At 71.5% G+C, this 17878-nt stretch carries 18 protein-coding genes; 11 read left to right on the top strand and 7 right to left on the bottom strand.

Going from position 1 to position 17878, the window contains the following annotated elements; genetic code table 11:
- Positions 1 to 75 precede the first annotated feature (75 nt).
- Both Voc01_RS07165 and Voc01_RS07170 read left to right on the top strand, forming a co-directional pair.
- Positions 76 to 432: a histone-like nucleoid-structuring protein Lsr2 gene (locus tag Voc01_RS07165; protein WP_203926471.1), complete on the top strand. Its 357-nt coding sequence runs from the start codon at positions 76 to 78 to the stop codon at positions 430 to 432.
- 298 nt (positions 433 to 730) lie between these two features.
- Positions 731 to 3253 carry an ATP-dependent Clp protease ATP-binding subunit gene (locus Voc01_RS07170; RefSeq protein WP_203926472.1) on the top strand — a complete coding sequence of 841 codons (2523 nt, stop codon included), beginning with the start codon at positions 731 to 733 and terminating at the stop codon, positions 3251 to 3253.
- A 43-nt stretch (positions 3254 to 3296) separates the two neighbouring features.
- On the opposite strand, the gene Voc01_RS07175 is transcribed toward Voc01_RS07170, so the two are convergent.
- The gene (locus Voc01_RS07175) at positions 3297 to 4190 is read right to left on the bottom strand and encodes an HhH-GPD family protein (RefSeq protein WP_203926473.1); all 894 of its coding nucleotides are present in this window, start codon (positions 4188 to 4190) and stop codon (positions 3297 to 3299) included.
- A gap of 67 nt (positions 4191 to 4257) precedes the next feature.
- On the opposite strand from Voc01_RS07175, the gene Voc01_RS07180 reads away from it, so the two are divergent.
- Positions 4258 to 4929 carry an early set domain-containing protein gene (locus tag Voc01_RS07180; protein WP_203926474.1) on the top strand — a complete coding sequence of 224 codons (672 nt, stop codon included), beginning with the start codon at positions 4258 to 4260 and terminating at the stop codon, positions 4927 to 4929.
- On the opposite strand, the gene disA is transcribed toward Voc01_RS07180, so the two are convergent.
- Positions 4926 to 5987 (bottom strand): DNA integrity scanning diadenylate cyclase DisA, encoded by a 1062-nt coding sequence (disA, locus tag Voc01_RS07185; protein ID WP_203926562.1) that lies wholly within the window; start codon positions 5985 to 5987, stop codon positions 4926 to 4928. The two genes, Voc01_RS07180 and disA, sit on opposite strands and share 4 nt — an antisense overlap.
- Before the next feature lie 159 nt (positions 5988 to 6146).
- Here disA and Voc01_RS07190 point away from each other — a divergent pair, with 159 nt between their 5' ends.
- Positions 6147 to 6749: a hypothetical protein gene (locus Voc01_RS07190; RefSeq protein WP_203926475.1), complete on the top strand. Its 603-nt coding sequence runs from the start codon at positions 6147 to 6149 to the stop codon at positions 6747 to 6749.
- On the opposite strand, the gene radA is transcribed toward Voc01_RS07190, so the two are convergent.
- The 3 genes from radA to Voc01_RS07205 all read right to left on the bottom strand — a co-directional run bounded on the left by radA (position 6733) and on the right by Voc01_RS07205 (position 9909).
- Positions 6733 to 8214, bottom strand: a complete 1482-nt coding sequence (gene radA, locus Voc01_RS07195; RefSeq protein WP_203926476.1) for a DNA repair protein RadA — start codon at positions 8212 to 8214, stop codon at positions 6733 to 6735. The genes Voc01_RS07190 and radA overlap by 17 nt on opposite strands.
- A 36-nt stretch (positions 8215 to 8250) precedes the next feature.
- On the bottom strand, positions 8251 to 9024 hold the full coding sequence (locus Voc01_RS07200; protein ID WP_203926477.1) for a copper chaperone PCu(A)C: 774 nt from the start codon (positions 9022 to 9024) through the stop codon (positions 8251 to 8253).
- 69 nt (positions 9025 to 9093) lie between these two features.
- Complete coding sequence (locus tag Voc01_RS07205) at positions 9094 to 9909, bottom strand: UbiA family prenyltransferase (RefSeq protein ID WP_203926478.1); 816 nt, start codon at positions 9907 to 9909, stop codon at positions 9094 to 9096.
- A gap of 67 nt (positions 9910 to 9976) precedes the next feature.
- Here Voc01_RS07205 and Voc01_RS07210 point away from each other — a divergent pair, with 67 nt between their 5' ends.
- Genes Voc01_RS07210 through Voc01_RS07220 form a run of 3 tightly spaced genes read left to right on the top strand, consistent with a single transcriptional unit; the run spans position 9977 to position 12860 of the window.
- Positions 9977 to 10663, top strand: a complete 687-nt coding sequence (locus Voc01_RS07210; protein WP_373873791.1) for a methyltransferase domain-containing protein — start codon at positions 9977 to 9979, stop codon at positions 10661 to 10663.
- The gene (locus tag Voc01_RS07215) at positions 10660 to 11832 is read left to right on the top strand and encodes an acyl-CoA dehydrogenase family protein (protein ID WP_203926480.1); all 1173 of its coding nucleotides are present in this window, start codon (positions 10660 to 10662) and stop codon (positions 11830 to 11832) included. Before Voc01_RS07210 ends, Voc01_RS07215 begins: the two co-directional genes overlap by 4 nt.
- A complete protein-coding gene (locus Voc01_RS07220) occupies positions 11826 to 12860 on the top strand; it encodes a type III polyketide synthase (protein WP_203926481.1) in 1035 nt (344 codons plus the stop codon). The genes Voc01_RS07215 and Voc01_RS07220 overlap by 7 nt, the downstream gene beginning before the upstream one ends.
- A gap of 267 nt (positions 12861 to 13127) precedes the next feature.
- Here the strand turns inward: Voc01_RS07220 and Voc01_RS07225 are convergent, their stop codons facing one another.
- A complete protein-coding gene (locus Voc01_RS07225) occupies positions 13128 to 14003 on the bottom strand; it encodes a hypothetical protein (protein WP_203926482.1) in 876 nt (291 codons plus the stop codon).
- A 381-nt stretch (positions 14004 to 14384) separates the two neighbouring features.
- Between Voc01_RS07225 and Voc01_RS07230 the strand changes: the two genes are divergently transcribed.
- Together Voc01_RS07230 and ispD are read left to right on the top strand one after the other, a co-directional pair.
- Positions 14385 to 14870, top strand: coding sequence for a CarD family transcriptional regulator (locus tag Voc01_RS07230; RefSeq protein ID WP_203904670.1), 486 nt, complete (start codon positions 14385 to 14387; stop codon positions 14868 to 14870).
- Positions 14871 to 14902: 32 nt separating this feature from the next.
- Positions 14903 to 15589, top strand: coding sequence for a 2-C-methyl-D-erythritol 4-phosphate cytidylyltransferase (gene ispD, locus Voc01_RS07235; RefSeq protein WP_203926483.1), 687 nt, complete (start codon positions 14903 to 14905; stop codon positions 15587 to 15589).
- On the opposite strand, the gene Voc01_RS07240 is transcribed toward ispD, so the two are convergent.
- Positions 15579 to 16370, bottom strand: coding sequence for a TVP38/TMEM64 family protein (locus tag Voc01_RS07240; RefSeq protein ID WP_203926484.1), 792 nt, complete (start codon positions 16368 to 16370; stop codon positions 15579 to 15581). The two genes, ispD and Voc01_RS07240, sit on opposite strands and share 11 nt — an antisense overlap.
- Positions 16371 to 16466: 96 nt before the next feature.
- On the opposite strand from Voc01_RS07240, the gene ispF reads away from it, so the two are divergent.
- Positions 16467 to 16964 (top strand): 2-C-methyl-D-erythritol 2,4-cyclodiphosphate synthase, encoded by a 498-nt coding sequence (gene ispF / locus Voc01_RS07245; protein WP_239160013.1) that lies wholly within the window; start codon positions 16467 to 16469, stop codon positions 16962 to 16964.
- 44 nt (positions 16965 to 17008) lie between these two features.
- Entirely contained in the window at positions 17009 to 17848 is an 840-nt protein-coding gene (locus tag Voc01_RS07250; RefSeq protein WP_239160014.1) for a hypothetical protein, read from the top strand.
- Positions 17849 to 17878: the final 30 nt, after the last annotated feature.

A 17878-nucleotide genomic window follows, 5' to 3' on the forward strand; every position in this document is an offset into this window, starting at 1 on the left:
GGCTACTCAATCCCGCCCGACATGCGTTAGAGTTTTGCGCAATTGCGGGGAGTCCCCATTCGGGAAGGAATTGACGTGGCCAGGCGAACGATTCAGGTGCTCACCGACGACCTCGACGGCGGCGAAGCCGAGGAGACGGTGAAGTTTGGCCTCGACGGCGTTCAGTACGAGATCGACTTGTCCGAGGACAATGCGGCGAAGATTCGTGATGTTCTCGCGCCCTACGTAGGTGCGGGTCGCAAGATTGGGCGGGGTGGAGTGGTTCCCGGTGGCCGTGCCGCCGCGGCCCGGGTCCGCGGAGGCGCCGCCGCCGACCGCGACCAGAACCGCGCCATTCGCGAGTGGGCCCAGGCGAAGGGCATCAAGGTGTCCGACCGGGGGCGAATCAAGCAGGAGATCGTCGACCGGTACCACGCCGAGGCCGGCCGCTAGCGGCGGAAGCCTCGGTACGTTCGCAGCCCGTCCGGTGTCCGCACCGGGCGGGCTGGTGCGTTTCCGCGTCTCAGCCCCTACCCGACCCCCCTGATTTCGCTCTGGGCGTATCGGGACGCGTCCCGGAACATCCGCACCTGGCCTGGGGTTGGTCCGTACACCTGGTCAGTACGCAGGTAACGGCCTTGGACTTAGTGCTCGCACCCGGCGAGATCGCAGGGTCGGCGGGGATAGAGTTATGGCACGGTCACGTCGGCAGGGCACGGCGTCGACGGACACGGCATGTGAGGGAGCAGGGATGTTCGAGCGGTTCACCGACCGAGCCCGAAGGGTTGTCGTCCTGGCCCAGGAAGAGGCCCGGATGCTCAACCACAACTACATCGGCACCGAGCACATCCTGCTCGGCCTCATCCACGAGGGTGAAGGCGTCGCCGCGAAGGCCCTGGAGAGCCTGGGCATTTCGCTGGAAGGTGTCCGGCAGCAGGTCGAGGAGATCATCGGCCAGGGGCAGCAGGCGCCGAGCGGGCACATCCCGTTCACGCCGCGCGCCAAGAAGGTTCTGGAGCTGTCCTTGCGGGAGGCGCTCCAGCTGGGCCACAACTACATCGGCACGGAGCACATCCTGCTCGGGCTGATCCGCGAGGGTGAGGGCGTCGCCGCCCAGGTGCTGGTCAAGCTCGGCGCCGACCTCAACCGGGTCCGTCAGCAGGTCATCCAGCTCCTGTCCGGCTACCAGGGCGGCAAGGAGCCGGCCGCGGCCGGCACCGGCGCGCCCGGCGAGACGGCGCCGTCGACGAGCCTGGTGCTCGACCAGTTCGGTCGCAACCTCACGCAGGGCGCCCGCGAGGGCAAGCTCGACCCGGTCATCGGGCGTGAGAAGGAGATCGAGCGGGTCATGCAGGTGCTGTCCCGCCGCACCAAGAACAACCCGGTGCTCATCGGTGAGCCCGGTGTCGGCAAGACGGCCGTCGTCGAGGGTCTCGCCCAGCGCATCGTCAAGGGCGAGGTGCCGGAGACGCTGAAGGACAAGCAGCTCTACACGCTCGACCTCGGCGCGCTGGTCGCCGGTTCCCGCTACCGCGGTGACTTCGAGGAGCGCCTGAAGAAGGTGCTCAAGGAGATCCGCACCCGGGGCGACATCATCCTGTTCATCGACGAGATCCACACGCTCGTCGGTGCGGGTGCCGCCGAGGGCGCGATCGACGCGGCGTCGATACTGAAGCCGATGCTGGCCCGTGGCGAGCTGCAGACGATCGGTGCCACCACGCTCGACGAGTACCGCAAGCACCTGGAGAAGGACGCCGCGCTCGAGCGCCGGTTCCAGCCCATCCAGGTCGGCGAGCCGTCGCTGGCGCACACGATCGAGATCCTCAAGGGTCTGCGCGACCGGTACGAGGCGCACCACCGGGTGTCGATCACCGACGCCGCGCTGGTGGCGGCGGCCACCCTGGCCGACCGGTACATCTCCGACCGGTACCTGCCCGACAAGGCGATCGACCTCATCGACGAGGCCGGTGCCCGCATGCGCATCCGTCGCATGACCGCGCCGCCAGACCTGCGTGACTTCGACGAGCGCATCGCCCAGGTCCGCCGCGACAAGGAAGGCGCGATCGACGCGCAGGACTTCGAGCGGGCCGCCCAGCTGCGCGACAAGGAGAAGCAGCTGCTGGGTCAGAAGGCGCAGCGGGAGAAGGAGTGGAAGGCCGGCGATCTCGACGTCGTCAGCGAGGTCGACGACGAGCAGATCGCCGAGGTGCTGGCGAACTGGACCGGCATCCCGGTCTACAAGCTCACCGAGGAGGAGACCTCCCGGCTGCTCCGCATGGAAGACGAGCTGCACAAGCGCATCGTCGGCCAGAAGGACGCCGTGGAGGCGGTCTCGAAGGCGATCCGGCGTACCCGCGCCGGCCTGAAGGACCCGAAGCGCCCGTCGGGCTCGTTCATCTTCGCCGGCCCGTCCGGTGTCGGTAAGACGGAGCTGTCGAAGGCGCTGGCCGAGTTCCTGTTCGGCTCCGAAGACTCGTTGATCCAGCTCGACATGTCGGAGTTCCACGACCGGTACACGGTGTCGCGGCTCGTCGGTGCCCCGCCCGGGTACGTCGGCTACGACGAGGGTGGTCAGCTGACGGAGAAGGTGCGCCGGCGTCCGTTCTCGGTGGTGCTCTTCGACGAGATCGAGAAGGCGCACCCGGACGTGTTCAACACGCTGCTGCAGATCCTGGAGGACGGTCGCCTGACCGACGGCCAGGGCCGCATCGTCGACTTCAAGAACACGGTCATCATCCTCACCACGAACCTCGGTACGCGAGACGTGGCGAAGGCGGTGTCGCTGGGCTTCCAGTCCTCCGAGGACAACGAGAGCAACTACCAGCGGATGAAGCAGAAGGTCAACGACGAGCTGAAGCAGCACTTCCGCCCGGAGTTCCTGAACCGTATCGACGACACGATCGTCTTCCACCAGCTCGACGAGGACCAGATCCTGCAGATCGTCGACCTGATGATCGGCCGGATCGAGGGCCAGCTGAAGAACAAGGACATGGGCCTCGAGCTCACGCCCGACTCGAAGAAGTTCTTGGCGAAGAAGGGCTACGACCCGGTGCTGGGCGCGCGTCCGCTGCGGCGCACCATCCAGCGTGAGGTCGAAGACCACCTCTCGGAGAAGATCCTCTTCAACGAGCTGCGCCCGGGCCAGATCGTGGTCGTGGAGTGCGACGGCGACCCGTACGACATCGAGAACACCAAGCTCACGTTCCGCGGTGCCGACAAGCCCGCCCTGGTGCCCGACGCGGTTCCGGTCGACCTGGGCAAGTCCGACGAGTAACCACTAGCGCGAGAAGGGCGCCGGCCGATCTGGCCGGCGCCCTTTACTGTGTGCCGGACGGTGTGCCGGGAAGCGCGTACCGGTTGCCGTCCGACACCACCAGGCCGTCGGTCAGGAGGCTCGCCAGCGCCCGGTGGCGTTGGACCGCGTCGGGCCACACCACGTCGAGCCGGGCCGGGGGCACCGGGCCTTCGGCGTCGCGGAGAACCGCCATCAGCAGGCCGCGTACCTGGCGGTCGGTGCCGGCGTACGTCTGGGTGCGCTGGCCCGGGACGTCCGCCGGAGGGGAACCCGCCCGCCGCCAGGCGCACGTGGTCGCCACCGGGCAGGCGGCACACCGTGGTGACCGCGCCACGCACACCACCGCGCCCAGTTCCATGAACGCGGCGCTCGCCCGGGCGGCGTCGGCCGGGTTCGTCGGGAGGAGCTCCTCCACCGCGTCGAGGTCGCGCTGGGTCGTCGCCGGTCCCGCCTCGGCCTTGCCGCCGACTGCTCGTGCCACGAAGCGCCGCACGTTGGTGTCGACCACCGGATGCCGTTGACCGAACGCGAACGCGGCCACCGCGCGGGCCGTGTACGAGCCGACGCCGGGCAGTGCCAGCAACGCGTCGAGATCGTCGGGAATCTCGCCGTCGTGGCGTTCGACCGCCGCGACCGCGCACTGGTGCAGGCGCAGCGCCCGCCGCGGGTAGCCGAGCCGGCCCCACATGCGGATCGCCGCCGCGGGCTGGTCGGGATCGTGTGCCATCGCCGACGGCGTGGGCCAGCGTTCGAGCCAGGCGAGCCACACCGGGGTCACGCGGCTCACCGGGGTCTGCTGGAGCATGATCTCGCTGACGAGCACGCCCCACGGGGTGGTGCCGGGCTCCCGCCAGGGAAGATCCCGGGCAGTGGCGTCGAACCAGACCGTGGCTGCACCTGCGAGCGAAACAGACATTGTCCGCGACGGTACAACGGCGCGCCGCCGCAACGGACAACGCACCCGGAGCTAACGTGAATCCACCATGAGACTGACGGTGGGGCAGTTGCCCCCGAGCGTGTACTGGCGGCGGCGCGCGGTGGTGGCCGCAGCTGTGCTCGCCGTCGTCCTCTTCATCGCCTTCTCCTGTTCGGGTGGTGAGGAGCCGGGTAAGAAGCCGGCGGCGAACCCCACGACGACCGGCGACCCGACCACGGCGTCGACGACCCCGTCGGTGCCCGCGCCGATCACGCCGAACGCGTCCGATCCGACGTCGGGTCTGCCGATCAACCCGGGCGGTGGCGGCGTCACGGGCGCCGGCGCCGGCGAGACGTGCACCGACGCCGAGCTGTCGGTCACCGCGGCGGCCGAGAACACGACGGTGCGCCAGGGCGTGCCGGTGACGTTCTACATCCGCATCAAGAACGTCTCGACGCGGCAGTGCTCGCGTGACCTGAGTGCGCAGGCGCAGGAGCTGTACCTGGAGCAGAACCAGGCCAAGCAGTGGTCGTCCGACCTGTGCAGCAGCTCCACCAGTTCGGGCGACGTGCGCCCGATGCAGCCGAACATCGAGCACCAGTTCAACCAGGTGTGGAACGGCCAGGGCAACGCGCAGGGCTGCACCAACCGGCAGTTCCTGAAGGCAGGCAGCTACCAGCTGCGCGCGCGACTGGGGAACATCGTCAGCGACCCGGTGACGGTCACCGTCAACGCCTAGACGTAGCGCTCCAGGATCGAGGCCTCCGCCAGCCGCGAGAGGCCCTCCCGCACGCCGCGGGCGCGGGCGTCGCCCACGCCGTCGACCGCCTGCAAATCCTCGACCGTGGCGCCCAGCAACCGCTGAAGGCTGCCGAAGTGGTCGACCAGCCGGTCGATGACCGGCACCGGAAGCCGCGGCACCTTGGCCAACAGCCGGTACCCGCGCGGCGACACCGCCGCGTCGAGGGCGTCGGCCGCACCCGGGTAGCCCAACGCCTTGGCCACGGCGACGAGGTCGATGAGCTCGGTGGCGGTGAGCGCGTCGAGCGCCTCGCAGGAGTCGTCGGCCTGCCGGACCCGGCGACTGGCGTCGCCGGGCAGGTAGTCGCGGATGACGAGCGTCCGGTCGGCCTCGACGCCGGCCATGAGCTCTTCGAGCTGCAGGGCCAGCAGCCGGCCGTCGGTACCGAGCTCGACCACGTAGCCGGCGATCTCGTCTGCGATGCGTCGCACCATCTCCAGCCGCTGCACCACCGCTACCGCGTCGCGCACGGTGACCAGGTCTTCGATCTCCAGCGCCGACAGCGTGCCGGACACCTCGTCGAGCCGGAGCTTGTACCGCTCCAGCGTCTGCAGAGCCTGGTTCGCCTTCGACAGAATCGAGGCCGAGTCGTCGAGAACGTGACGCTGCCCGTTTACGTACAACCCGATGATGCGCATCGACTGGCTCACCGAGATCACCGGGAACCCGGTCTGCTTCGCGACCCGTTCCGCCGTGCGGTGCCGGGTACCCGACTCGTCGGACTGGATCGTCGGGTCGGGCATGAGGTGCACCGCGGCGCGGACGATGCGCGTGCCGTCGCTCGACAGCACCACCGCACCGTCCATCTTGCACAGTTCACGCAGACGGGTGGCACTGAACTCGATGTCGAGGGGGAAGCCACTACCCGTGCAGATCGACTCGACGATCTCGTCGTGCCCGAGCACGATGAGTGCCCCGGTGCGTCCGCGAAGGATGCGTTCCAGACCGTCGCGCAGCGCGGTGCCGGGAGCCATCAGCGCCAGCGTGGCCCGCATCGGATCGCCGGACCCCACCGGGCTGGACCACACGGCACCCGCGGCGGGCGCGGCCGGCCGCTGGGGTTCGCGCTCGATCGGCACTCGCACAGTCTACGGACCTGGGGCGAGCCGGTGCCGTGGCGGGCCGCGTCACCGTCCGTAGGGTGAAGGGGAGGCGTGGGGACAAGCAAGATGGTGGCGGGGGAACGGATCGAATGGCGGCGTGCCTTTCCACGCCGCGCGGTGCGGATGCTGACCGGCTGCACCGTGGCCGCCGCGCTGGTGGCAGCGCTGGGATGGGCGATGTTCGGCACCGAACCGGCGACGCTGAACACCGGCGCGGCCAACCCGCTCGCGGTGGTTCCACAGTGGACGCTCGCGCTAGTGGCCGCCGTCGTGGCCGCGGCCGCGGTGCCGGTGCTGCGCCGTCCGCTGGTCGCGGCCAGCCACGTGACGCTCCACGTGCGGCCCGGCGTGTTCCGGACGCTCGCGCTGCCGTGGACCACGGTCGCCGCGATCACCGGCGTGGACACGCCAGCCGGCGAGTTCCTCCTGGTGCGGCTCACCCCGCACGCCGCAGACCGGCCCGGCCCGCAGGACCCGGACCGGCCCGGCTTCTGGGACCGGACCGTGCTCCGCGCCGCCACCCGTGCGTACCCGCCCGCGGCCGGGTACGACCTCGCGGTGCGGCTGGGGGACTTCACCGGCACGCCGGCGGCGAAGGTGACGGCGCTGGCCGCCTACGCCCCCGAGTCCGTGGAGATCACCAGCCGCCTGTAGCCGGTCGGACGGCTTCCCTGGCGGCTTCCTCGGCGGCGGCCCTGTCGGTGTTGGCCCTGTCGGTGGCGCCGTCGGCGGCGGCCACGCCCGCCTGGGCCGAGGCCCGGAGCGCGCTCATCATGTCGGCGACCTCGTGGACCCGCATGCCGGCCGGAACCTGACCGGACGCGGCCGGCCCGCAGCCCGGCGGGACCAGCGCCGACCGGAAGCCCAGCCGCGCCGCCTCGGCCAGCCGCTTCGGCACCGCACCCACGCGGCGGATCTCGCCGGTGAGGCCGACCTCGCCGATCACCACCATGTCGGGGGCCAGCGACACCTCGTGGTACACCGACGCCACCGCCAGGGCCACCGCCAGGTCGGCGGCGGGCTCGACGACCCGGATGCCGCCGACGGTGGCGGCGAACACGTCACGGTCGTGCACGCGGACCTTGCCGCGCCGCTGCAGGACCGCGAGCACCAGGTTGAACCGGGCCGCGTCGAGACCGCTGACGGTGCGCCGGGGCGCCTGCGTCGGGAACGCTCCCACGAGCGCCTGCACCTCGGTGACCAGCGCCCGCCGGCCCTCCATGCTGACCGTGACACAGGTACCCGGCACCGTTTCGGCGTGCCGGTTGAGGAACAGGCCCGACGGGTCGGGCAGGCTCGACAGGCCACGCTCGTGCATCTCGAAGCAGCCCACCTCGTCGGCCGCGCCGAAGCGGTTCTTCAACCCGCGGATCAGCCGCAGCGACGAGTGCTTGTCGCCCTCGAACTGGAGCACCACGTCGACCAGGTGCTCCAACGTGCGGGGACCGGCGACCTGCCCGTCCTTCGTGACGTGACCGACGAGCACGGTGGCGATGCCCCGCTCCTTCGCGACCGCGACCAGCGCCGCCGTGACCGCCCGCACCTGCGTGACCCCGCCCGCGATGCCGTCGGTGCTGCCCATGCTGATCGTCTGCACGGAGTCGAGCACCAGGAGGCCGGGCTTCACCGAGTCGAGGTGGCCGAGCACCGCTTCGAGGTCGGTTTCGCAGGCCAGGTAGAGGTTCTCGTGCAGAGACCCGATGCGCTCTGCCCGCAGGCGCACCTGGCTGGCCGACTCCTCGCCGCTGACGACCAGCGCCGGAGTGGGCTGACCGACCGCCCACTGCTGCGCCACCTCGAGCAGCAGGGTGGACTTGCCGACACCCGGCTCGCCGGCGAGCAGCACCACCGCGCCCGGCACGATGCCGCCGCCGAGCACCCGGTCGAACTCACCGACGCCGGTGGCCCGCGCCTGCGCCGGCTCGGCGCTGACGCTCGCGATCGGGCGGGCCGGCTCGGACGGCGCCCGCACGGTGACCGGCTTGCCGCCGACGACCGCGCCACTCGGCTTCGCCTCGATGACCGAGCCCCACTCGCCACACTCGGGGCAGCGTCCGACCCACTTCGGCGGGCGGTGCCCGCATACGTCGCACTCGTAGGCGGCGCGCTTGTTCGTCACCCCGCGAACGTTAGCGGTGCGGTACGACGAAACCGCTCAGTGACCTTCGCCCTCTTCGAGGTGCAGCGGGCTGCGCGGCGGCGGCGACAGCGGGATCGCGACCGGCACCGGCGTGGTGATGACGACCTCGCCCGCGTCGGTCTGGAACCGGAAGGTGACCTCGACGGTGTCGCCCGGCTTGAGTTCCTCGTTCAGCCCGGCGATCTGCAGGTACCGGTCGAGGCTCGGGTCGAGCACGGCCAGGCCGCGCACCGGGATCTCGACGTCGATCGTCGGGTTGCTGGGCGGCCCGGACGGCGGCGCCGACGACGGCGGCGTGCTGGGCGGCGCAGAAGCAGAACCCGAAGCCGAGCCCGAAGCAGAACCTGACGCAGCAGGGCCGGAGGCCGAAGCCGCACCCGACGGAACGCCCGACGCCGAACCGGACGCCGACGGCGCCGGGCTCGACGGAGGAACCGACGGCGCCGGCGGGGTGACGCCCTTGCCGGCGATGACCACCGCGCCCGCCTCGCTGGTGACGCCCACCAGCCGGATCGGCGTGAGGTTCTGGTTGACGATGCGCACGTGCAGCGGCACCGGCTGCCCGGTCTTGTACCCCGACGTGCCGCTGTACTGGAACGCCACGTTGCGCAGCTGGATCGCGCGGTCCTTGGAGTCGACGTTCACGCCGCTGATCGGCGGCTGCTGGTTCTCCGTCTGGGTGACCTGGCCGGCGCCGCAACCGGAGAGCAGCACCGCGGCACCCACCGCGGCGGAGGCGGCGACCACCGCCGCGCGCACCCTGAGGCGGGGCAACATCGAGCGGGTCACGTCGGATCCTCCTCAAACGCCAAAGCCGGCCGTTGTACAGCCTAGATGGGCGCCAGGCGGCATATGCGCTTACCCCAAGACCCCGCCGGCCACCAGCAGCACCACGTCCACCAGGGCCACTCCCATCACCCCACGGAAAGCCCAGTGGCGCGCGCTGCTCCGCCGTCCAAAATAGGCTCCCACCAGCAGAACCACGACGGCGAACACGCCCGCGACGGCACCGACCGCACGCGGCGGCCCGGGCGGTCCGAAGATCAACAGCGCGGTGACCGCGAGCAGCAGCACGGCCGCCGCCGCCAGCGAGCCCCGCGGCCCGAACCGGTGCGGCAGGCCACGCACACCCGTGCGCTCGTCGTCGGCCATGTCGGGAACGACGTTGGCGAAATGCGCGCCGACGCCGAGCAGCCCGCCCGCCGCGACCAGCCAGACCGGCACCGACTCCCCGGACACCAGCACCACGAACGACGGCAGCGCCGCGAACGACACCGCGTACGGCACCGGCGAGAACACCGTGAACTTGACCGGCCAGTTGTAGGACAGCGCCGAGAACAGGGCCAGGATCGCCACCCACGCCGCCGCGACCGACGTGACGAGCGCCAGCGCCACGCACGCCGCCGACGCCACCACGGCGGCGACAGCGGCCGCGCGCCGGCTCACCTGTCCGTTGGCGACCGGCTTGTCGGCGCGGCCCACCCGCGCGTCGCGCGGTGCGTCGATAGCGTCGTTGGCCCAGCCGATCGCCAGTTGGCTCGCCAGCACCGTCGCCGTGACCCCCACGGCCCGCACGGGGGCGACGCCGGCACCGACGCACAGCAGCGCGGTGACGGTCGTGACGGCGGCGGCCGGCTCCGGATGGCTGGCGCGGAGCAGCGCGAGAGGGTGCACCGCGCAAGTGTGGCTGGCGAGACGTATTCATGTCAGGCTTCATCGCATGCCCTCAGCGTTGGTCCAGGTGAAGCGGCCACGGAACGACGTGGGGCAGTACGACGACCTCGCGGCCGAATGGTGGAACCCCGACGGCGCGTTCGCGATGCTGCACTGGCTCGCGAAGGCGCGGTCGAAGCTGGTGCCGCCGGCCAGGAACGGGATTCTCGTCGACGTCGGCTGCGGCGCCGGGCTGCTCGCACCGCACATCAGCGGATACCGGCACATCGGGGTCGACCTCGTCGACTCGGCGCTGCGCCAGGCCGCCCGGCGCGGCGTCGAACCGGTAAGGGCCGACGCCGCCCGGCTCCCGTTCGCCGACGGGTTCGCCGACGTCGTGTGCGCCGGCGAGATCCTCGAGCACGTGCCCGACCTGTCCGCGACGGTCGCCGAGGCGTGCCGGGTGCTGCGGCCCGGCGGCACGCTGGTGCTCGACACGCTCGCCGACACGGCCCTGAGCCGGTTCGTGGCGGTGACGCTGGCCGAGCTCGTGCCGGGCGTGCCGAAGGGCATCCACGACCCGGCCCTGTTCGTCGACCGGCGCCGGCTGGTGGCCGAGTGCGCCCGGCACGGGGTCACCCTGCGGCTGCGCGGCATCCGGCCCGCCGTTCCGTCGATGGCCCGCTGGTTTGTCAACGGCCGCAAGGGGGAGGTACCGATCGTGCCGAGCCGTTCCACCGCGATCCTGTTCCAGGGTCGCGGAGTCAAGCGATGACGTCCGCGGCGGTCGAGGTCGCGGCCCGGCTCGTGCCGCGGTTCGCGGCGCGTGCCGCGCAGTACGACGAGACGGGCAGCTTCCCGGCCGACGACTTCGCGGATCTCCGCGCGGCCGGCCTCTTCGGGCTGATGGTGCCGGAACGGCTCGGCGGCATGGGCTCCGGCTTCGCCGGGTACGCCAGGGTGGCCTACGAGCTGGCCCGCGGCAACGGCGCGACGGCCCTGGTGTTCAACATGCACGCCTCGGTCACCGGCGCGCTCGCCGGGGTGCCCGACGTGATGGTGGAGGCGCTCGGCGTCCCCGACAGCTTCTACGCCGCCCGCGACCGCGTCCTGAGCGGCGCGGCCGAGGGCCGGTGGTACGCCGTCGCGATGAGCGAACGCGGTGTCGGATCGCGGCTGTCGCAGCTGTCGACGTCGTACACGCACCTGCCCGACGGTGGATGGCAGATCAAGGGGTCGAAGACGTTCTGCTCGGGCGCCGGCAACAGCGACGCGTACCTCGTCGCGGCGCGGTCGACGGCCGACCCGTCGCTGGTGTCGCAGTTCCTCGTGCCGGCCGGCACCGACGGCCTCACGGTCGAACCCACCTGGAACGCGCTCGGCATGCGGGCGACGAGCTCGCACGACCTGCACATCGACGTCACGGTGCCCGAGGACGCCCTCGTGGGCGGCGTGGAAGGGCTGGCGGTGCTCGTCGCCCAGCTGATGCCGCACTGGATGGTGGCGAGCTACGCCGCGGTCTACGTGGGCGTCGCGCAGGCCGCGATCGACGCGGCCGTCGAGCACGTCCGCGCGCGCAAGCTGGGCGGCCTCGCGTCGGTGCGGTCGCGGATCGGACGGGCCGACGCCGCCGTCGCCGCGGCGAAGCTGGTCGTCGACGAGGCGGCCCGACGGGTCGACGAGGCGCCCGGCGAGGAGGACACCAACCGCTGGGTGTGGCGCGCCAAGCTCCTGGCCGGCACCACCGCGGCGGAGGTGGCGGCGAGCCTGCTCGAGGCCGCCGGCACCAGCGCGACCCGGCGCGGCCACCCGCTGGAACGGCTGTTCCGCGACGCCCGCTGCGGCTCGTTGCAGCCGGCGACGTCCGACGTGTGCGCCGACTGGCTCGGTGTGGCCGCGCTGGGCGGCGATCCGGAGAACGACGGCTCGGCACCGCGATGGTGACCATCGCGGGAATCGGCATCGCGCACCCGCCCCCGTTCCGCCAGGACGATCTCTGGCGCGACTTCTTCGACCGTCACTACACCGGTGTGCAGCGCGGCTTCGCGAAGCGCATCTTCCAGAACGCCGGTGTGGTCACCCGGCACGGCGTGATCAACCCGTCGATCGAGGACGTCTCCCAGTGGTCGACCCGCCAGCGCATGGAGCGGTTCCTGGTCGAGGCGCTGCCGCTGGGCAAGGAGGCGGTCGGCCGGGCGTTGGGGTCGGCCGGCCTGGACCCGGCCGACGTGGGCCTGTTCGTGGTGTGTTCGTGCACCGGGTACGTCACTCCGGGCCTCGACATCCTGCTCGCCCGCGACCTGGGCATGGCGCCCACGACGCAGCGGCTGCTGGTCGGTCACATGGGCTGCTACGCGGCGCTGCCGGGGCTGGGCGCGGCCGCCGACTTCGTGTCCACCCGCGGCCGGCCGGCGCTGGTGCTCTGCTGCGAGCTCACCAGCCTGCACGTGCAGCCGGCCACCCGCGATCCGCAGCAGATCATCGCCCACTCGCTGTTCTCCGACGCGGCGGCCGCCGTCGTGCTCATGCCGTCCGGATCGTCCGGTCTCGGCGTGCGCGAGGTGACCTCGGTGACCGACACGACCACGTCGGACCACATGACCTGGGACGTCACCGACCTCGGCTTCCGCATGGGCCTGTCGCCGAAGGTGCCCGACGCGTTGTCGCTGCACGTGGCGCCGGTGATCGACGGGCTGCTGGAGCGCCACGGCCTGGCCCGCGGCGACGTCGACGGCTGGGTCGTGCACCCCGGCGGCCCGCGCATCCTCGACGTCGTCCGCGACCGGCTGGAGCTGTCCGACGCCGACCTCGGCGTGTCGCGGCAGGTGCTGGCCGAGCACGGCAACTGCTCCTCGCCGACGGTAATGATCATCTTGGACGAGCTGCGGCGCGCGCGGCCGGACGCCGGTCCCGTGGTGATGATGGCGTTCGGACCGGGACTGACGCTCTACGCGGCCCTCTTGGCCGGCTGAGCTGGTAGTGCTTCGTCAGGTCTGTTGACCGGCCGAGCCGCTCGCGCTCGCGCCCTTGTCGAAGCGTGCGCCGATCTTGCAGTTGTGGCCGCCTCTATTTACGGAAATGTCGTGTTTTGAGGGAGGCCACAACTGCAAGATCGGCGCAGAGGGGCGTGGGGCCTCACGTTCGTTCCTCGAACGACGATCAAGGCGGCCGGCTCGGACCTGGTGGGCGGATTTGCGATGACGGACAGTGGCCGGCGGTGGTCCGTTCGACTCGGGACACTAGCCAGCCAGGTTCGCCAGGTCGCCCTTGAGGTCGTTCACCGGCGTGGTGGTGGGTACGACCCGCACCACGGCCCAGTCGGACGTCACGAGCAGGATCGTGCCGTTCTTCGGCGGGATCGGACCGAGCGGCGCCAGGCCCGGAATCGACGCGCGGAGCAGGCCGGCCGGGTCGAGGAGCCGCCACACGCGGACGCCGGGGGAGGCCGACACGCCCGGCTGCGTGGGGCTCGCACTGACCGACGGGCCTGCCGACGGGCCTCCCGCCACGCCCGGGCCCGCGCCGATTCCGGGCCCCGCCGACGCGCCTGGCTGCGCCGACGCCGACGCATAGGGGTTCGGCGTGGTGACCACGAGCACGCTGACCCGGGGGTCGACGGTCGCGGCCAGGTTGTTGATCACGCGCTCGCAGTCACAGCCGTCGACGAGAACGATCACCGCGGGCGCGAGCTCGCGGATCGGCACGGCGAGGCCGTCGGAGTCGCGCAGCTTGAGGTCGGGCAGCGGCAGCGGGCGGGCGTTGGTGGTGACGCCGTCGGCGTTGGGCGAGCCGTTCGGATAGCCGCCCGGCCACGCGACGGCGAAGAGGCTGATCAACGTGGCGACCACCGCGATCGCCATGATCGCCAGCGGGACGGCCAGCGACGCTGACTCGCGCCTGCGTGGCGCGGTGAGCCGGAACCGGCGCCGCCAGCGGTACCGGCGCGCCTCGCGGCGGAACTCCTTGCGGATCGCGGCCGACTCGTCGCTGAGCGCCGACGCGTCGTCGGGGATGACGACCGGCCCCCACTCGGGTGGCACGAAGGAGTCGCCGTCGAACGGTCCTCCACCGCCCGGCGGCTGTTCGTCGCCGTTGCCTCCCCGAGGGGTACCCATTGACCGACTCCTTGTGCCCGTACCCAAGTGTCTGGCACCTGGCCGGCGCACGCCAGTGGGTGAGGGGGGTCGCGCCGGACGGATGTTCAGAGATCGTGGTCACGATGTTGTCTCCGCATCGTGACTCTACGTGTACTCGCCTGTCATAGTCGTGAGGAGACCTGGTGGGTCGCGACGCGAGCCGCCAGAAGCACTCTGACCAGCACTCCCACGCATGCTCTGACCAGCGCTCTGACCTGGGGGGAGCACTGTTCCTACGCCGTGTCAAGCGGGAGAAAGGGGACTCACACCCGTCCTGACCTGCGCTAATGCGGCCGCTCAGGGTAGGAAGTCGGGGCCACCCCGTGTTACCCTAGACACAGCGAAAGGGGTTTCGAACCTATGGTTTTCAGTGTCGGCGAGACCGTTGTCTACCCCCACCACGGGGCCGCACTCATCGAGGCAATCGAGACCCGCGTCGTCAAGGGCGAGGAGAAGCTCTACCTCGTCCTGAGGGTTGCTCAGGGTGACCTGACGGTGCGGGTGCCCGCCGAAAACGCCGAGATCGTCGGTGTGCGCGAGGTCGTTGGAGAAGAGGGCCTGACCAAGGTCTTCGACGTTCTCCGCGCTCCTCACACCGAAGAGCCGACCAACTGGTCGAGGCGTTACAAGGCGAATCTCGAGAAGCTTGCCTCGGGCAACCCGCTCAAGGTGGCTGAGGTCGTGCGGGACCTCTGGCGCCGTGAGCGTGAGCGCGGTCTTTCAGCAGGAGAAAAGCGCATGCTCGCCAAGGCGCGAGACATTCTTGTCGGCGAGGTGGCGCTCGCTGAGAAGAGCACGAAGGACGAGGCGGAAGTTCTGCTCGACAAGGTGCTTACCGAGGCCTGAGCACTACTTCTTTCATAGCGAAGGACCGCGACGTGACCGCGCAGACGCTGCGTGGTGACGTCGCGGTCCTTGTTCCTGCCGCGGGCGCCGGTGTTCGGCTGGGCCCGGGCGGTCCCAAGGCGCTACGCGAACTCGCCGGTGAGCCGCTGCTGGTGCATGCGGTCCGGCGGTTGAGCGTGGCGCCTTCCGTCGGTCAGATCGTCGTGGCGGCTCCCGCGGGCGACGTGGAGGCCGTGTGCGGGCTGCTGGCCCCGGTTGCCGGGGTCACCGTGGTCGCGGGTGGTTCAAGCCGTCAGGCGTCCGTTGCGGCGGCTCTGGCGGCCGCTGATCCGGGGCTCGGCATCGTGCTGGTCCATGACGCCGCCCGGGCGCTCGCGCCGCCGGAGCTCGTCGAGCGGGTCGCGGCGGCGGTCCGGAGTGGGCTGCCGGCGGTGATCCCGGTGCTTGCGGTGGTCGACACGATCAAGCAGGTCGACGACGCGGGCCGGGTGGTCGGCACGGTCGACCGGGCCGTGCTGCGGGCCGTGCAGACCCCGCAGGGCTTCCGGCGTGACGTGCTGACGGCCGCGCACGCGGCCGCGGTCGACGAGCACACCGACGATGCCGGGCTGGCCGAGAAGCTGGGCGTGCCGGTGCACACCGTCGAGGGCGACGAGGCGGCCCTGAAGATCACGCGTCCGCTGGATCTGACGATCGCGGCGGCGATCCTTAGGTCGTGAGGCTCTTGGTGAGGCTCACAGGCGCCACCGCGTGCGGGCGCCGGCGCCACACGAGGTACGTGCCCATCACGCCGCAGGCGCCCAGCGCGAGCACGCAGCCACCGGCGACCTTCGCGCCCAGCCAGTCCTGCTGCATGGTGGCGGCACCCAGCGCCGCGTAGGCGAAGTTGGCCGGGAGCGCGCCCAGCATGGTCCCGGCGATCATCTGCCGTGGCCGCACCGACGTGGTCCCGAATGCGTAGTTGCTGATCGCGAACGGGACGATCGGGATGAGCCGGCACACGACGACCGCCCAGACGCCGCGCCGGGCCACCGCCGCCTCGATGAGGGCGAACCGGCCGCGCAGCTTGGCGGAGACGAAGCTGCGCCCGAGCAGGCGGCCGACGAGGAACGCCAGCGACGCACCGACCGTGACACCGACCAGCACGTAGACGGCGCCGGCGAGCGAGCCGAACAGGGCGCCACCGGCGAACGCCAACCAGGTGCGCGGCACCATCGCGGCCACCAGCAGCGCGCTGCCGACCACGGCCGCGACCGGGGCGAAGAAGCCGCCCCCGCGGGCGGCCGCCATGAGCGTGTCGCGATCGGGGCCGGCCACCAGCGCCGTGACGAACAGCACGGCGACGAGGCTGACGAGGATCATGAACCGGAGCGCCGGGCCGGTGGGCCGGCTCCACCGACGCCGCCACGGCGGCGTCGTCCGGACAGCTTCCAGGCCGCGACGAGCCATTTTCAGGGCGTTCCTGATCTCGTCGCGCGCGGTAGGGAGGGAGCCGGGCACGACGACCAGGGTAGACAGGCGATGCAGCTCACACCGAATCTCCTGGTCAGAGCGTTGCCGGTGGGTCAGAAACGCACTACCGGTACGCTCCGGAGCGTGATCGTTCCGCTCGTCGGCGTAGGCACCGACGTCCACGCCTACAGCGCCGACCGGGAGTGCTGGGTCGCCGGGTTGCGCTGGGACGGCGTCCCCGGCCTGGCCGGCCACTCCGACGGCGACGTCGTCGCGCACGCCGCCTGCGACGCGCTGCTCGGCGCGGCGGGCATCGGTGATCTCGGTTCGAACTTCGGGACGTCGCGCCCGGAGTGGGCCGGGGCGTCGGGGGTCGCGCTCCTGGTCGAGACGGCGCGCCGGGTGCGGGCGGCCGGGTTCGAGATCGGGAACGTGTCGGTGCAGGCCGTCGGGCGGTCACCCAGGATCGGTCCGCGCCGGGCCGAGGCGGAGAAGATCCTCGGTGACGCCGTGGGCGCGGCCGTGCGGGTCAGCGCGACGACCACCGACGGGCTGGGCTTCACCGGTCGGGGTGAGGGGCTGGCCGCGACGGCGGTCGCGTTGATCTACCCCGTGACCAGTGAGTCCACAGTGGACGGTTGAGGTGTTGTTGTTCGCCGATACACGCGTCCGTTAGGTTGCTGAACGTGCCGAACAGCGTTCCACCGTTGCTGGTGGGCCTCCTCGACGACGCCGCGATGTTCCCACCCCGCGGCGCGTCGGTCGGCGACGCGCTCGACGGGCACCGGGAGGCGCGTTCGTCCTGGTACGCGTCGCTGGTGGGGCCGCTGCTGGTGCCCGCCGACGAGGTCGGCGCCCTGTGGTCACGGCTGCGGTCCGACCCGGAGCCGCTCGCGATCGGCCTCGTCGGTCCGCTGACGGTGGTGGCCGGTGCGCTGGTGGCCGCCGGCGACCAGGTCGACATCCGGCACATCGAGGCGCCGGTGGCCAAGCGCGGTGAAGACCCGATGCCGGGACTGACCGCGTTCCGCACCCTCGCCGCCGGCCGGGCCGGGTACGCGGAGGTGCCGCTCACCTGGGGTCTGCAGGCCGCGCTCGACGTGCTGGCCGCCGCGCGGGCCGACGGCGAGCGGATCGCGCCGAAGTTCCGCACCGGGGGGCTCGCGGCCGAGCTCTTCCCGACCCCGGTCGAGCTGGCGGCCGTCATCTGCGCCTGCCGCGACCGCGACCTGCCGTTCAAGCTCACCGCCGGCCTGCACCACGCGCTGCGGCACACCGACCCGGAGACCGGCTTCCTCCATCACGGGTTCCTGAACGTGCTGGCCGGGTCGCTGGCCGCCGCCGACGGCGCCGAGGCGGCCGACGTGGCGGAGGTGCTGGCGACCACCGACGCGGTGCCGCTGGTCGAGGCGGTACGCAGCCAGCTCGAGACCGAGCGTCCCCTGTGGATCGGGTACGGGACCTGCAGCGTCTCCGAGCCGGTCGACGACATGCGCCGCCTGGGACTCCTGTTTCCTCCGCCTTGAGTCGCGGGACGCGGTCACGTGTCACGCAGC

It is taken from the genome of Virgisporangium ochraceum (assembly GCF_016863655.1).
In the GTDB taxonomy this organism is placed as follows: Bacteria; Actinomycetota; Actinomycetes; order Mycobacteriales; family Micromonosporaceae; genus Virgisporangium; species Virgisporangium ochraceum.

Excerpts from the sequence above, each read along its gene's own strand:
- Voc01_RS07225 (WP_203926482.1), bottom strand. The coding sequence starts at position 14,003 with ATGGGTACCCCTCGGGGAGGCAACGGCGACGAACAGCCGCCGGGCGGT.
- Voc01_RS07170 (WP_203926472.1), top strand. The coding sequence starts at position 731 with ATGTTCGAGCGGTTCACCGACCGAGCCCGAAGGGTTGTCGTCCTGGCC.
- Voc01_RS07175 (WP_203926473.1), bottom strand. The coding sequence starts at position 4,190 with ATGTCTGTTTCGCTCGCAGGTGCAGCCACGGTCTGGTTCGACGCCACT.
- Voc01_RS07230 (WP_203904670.1), top strand. The coding sequence starts at position 14,385 with ATGGTTTTCAGTGTCGGCGAGACCGTTGTCTACCCCCACCACGGGGCC.
- Voc01_RS07220 (WP_203926481.1), top strand. The coding sequence starts at position 11,826 with ATGGTGACCATCGCGGGAATCGGCATCGCGCACCCGCCCCCGTTCCGC.
- disA (WP_203926562.1), bottom strand. The coding sequence starts at position 5,987 with ATGCGGGCCACGCTGGCGCTGATGGCTCCCGGCACCGCGCTGCGCGAC.
- Voc01_RS07215 (WP_203926480.1), top strand. The coding sequence starts at position 10,660 with ATGACGTCCGCGGCGGTCGAGGTCGCGGCCCGGCTCGTGCCGCGGTTC.
- Voc01_RS07180 (WP_203926474.1), top strand. The coding sequence starts at position 4,258 with ATGAGACTGACGGTGGGGCAGTTGCCCCCGAGCGTGTACTGGCGGCGG.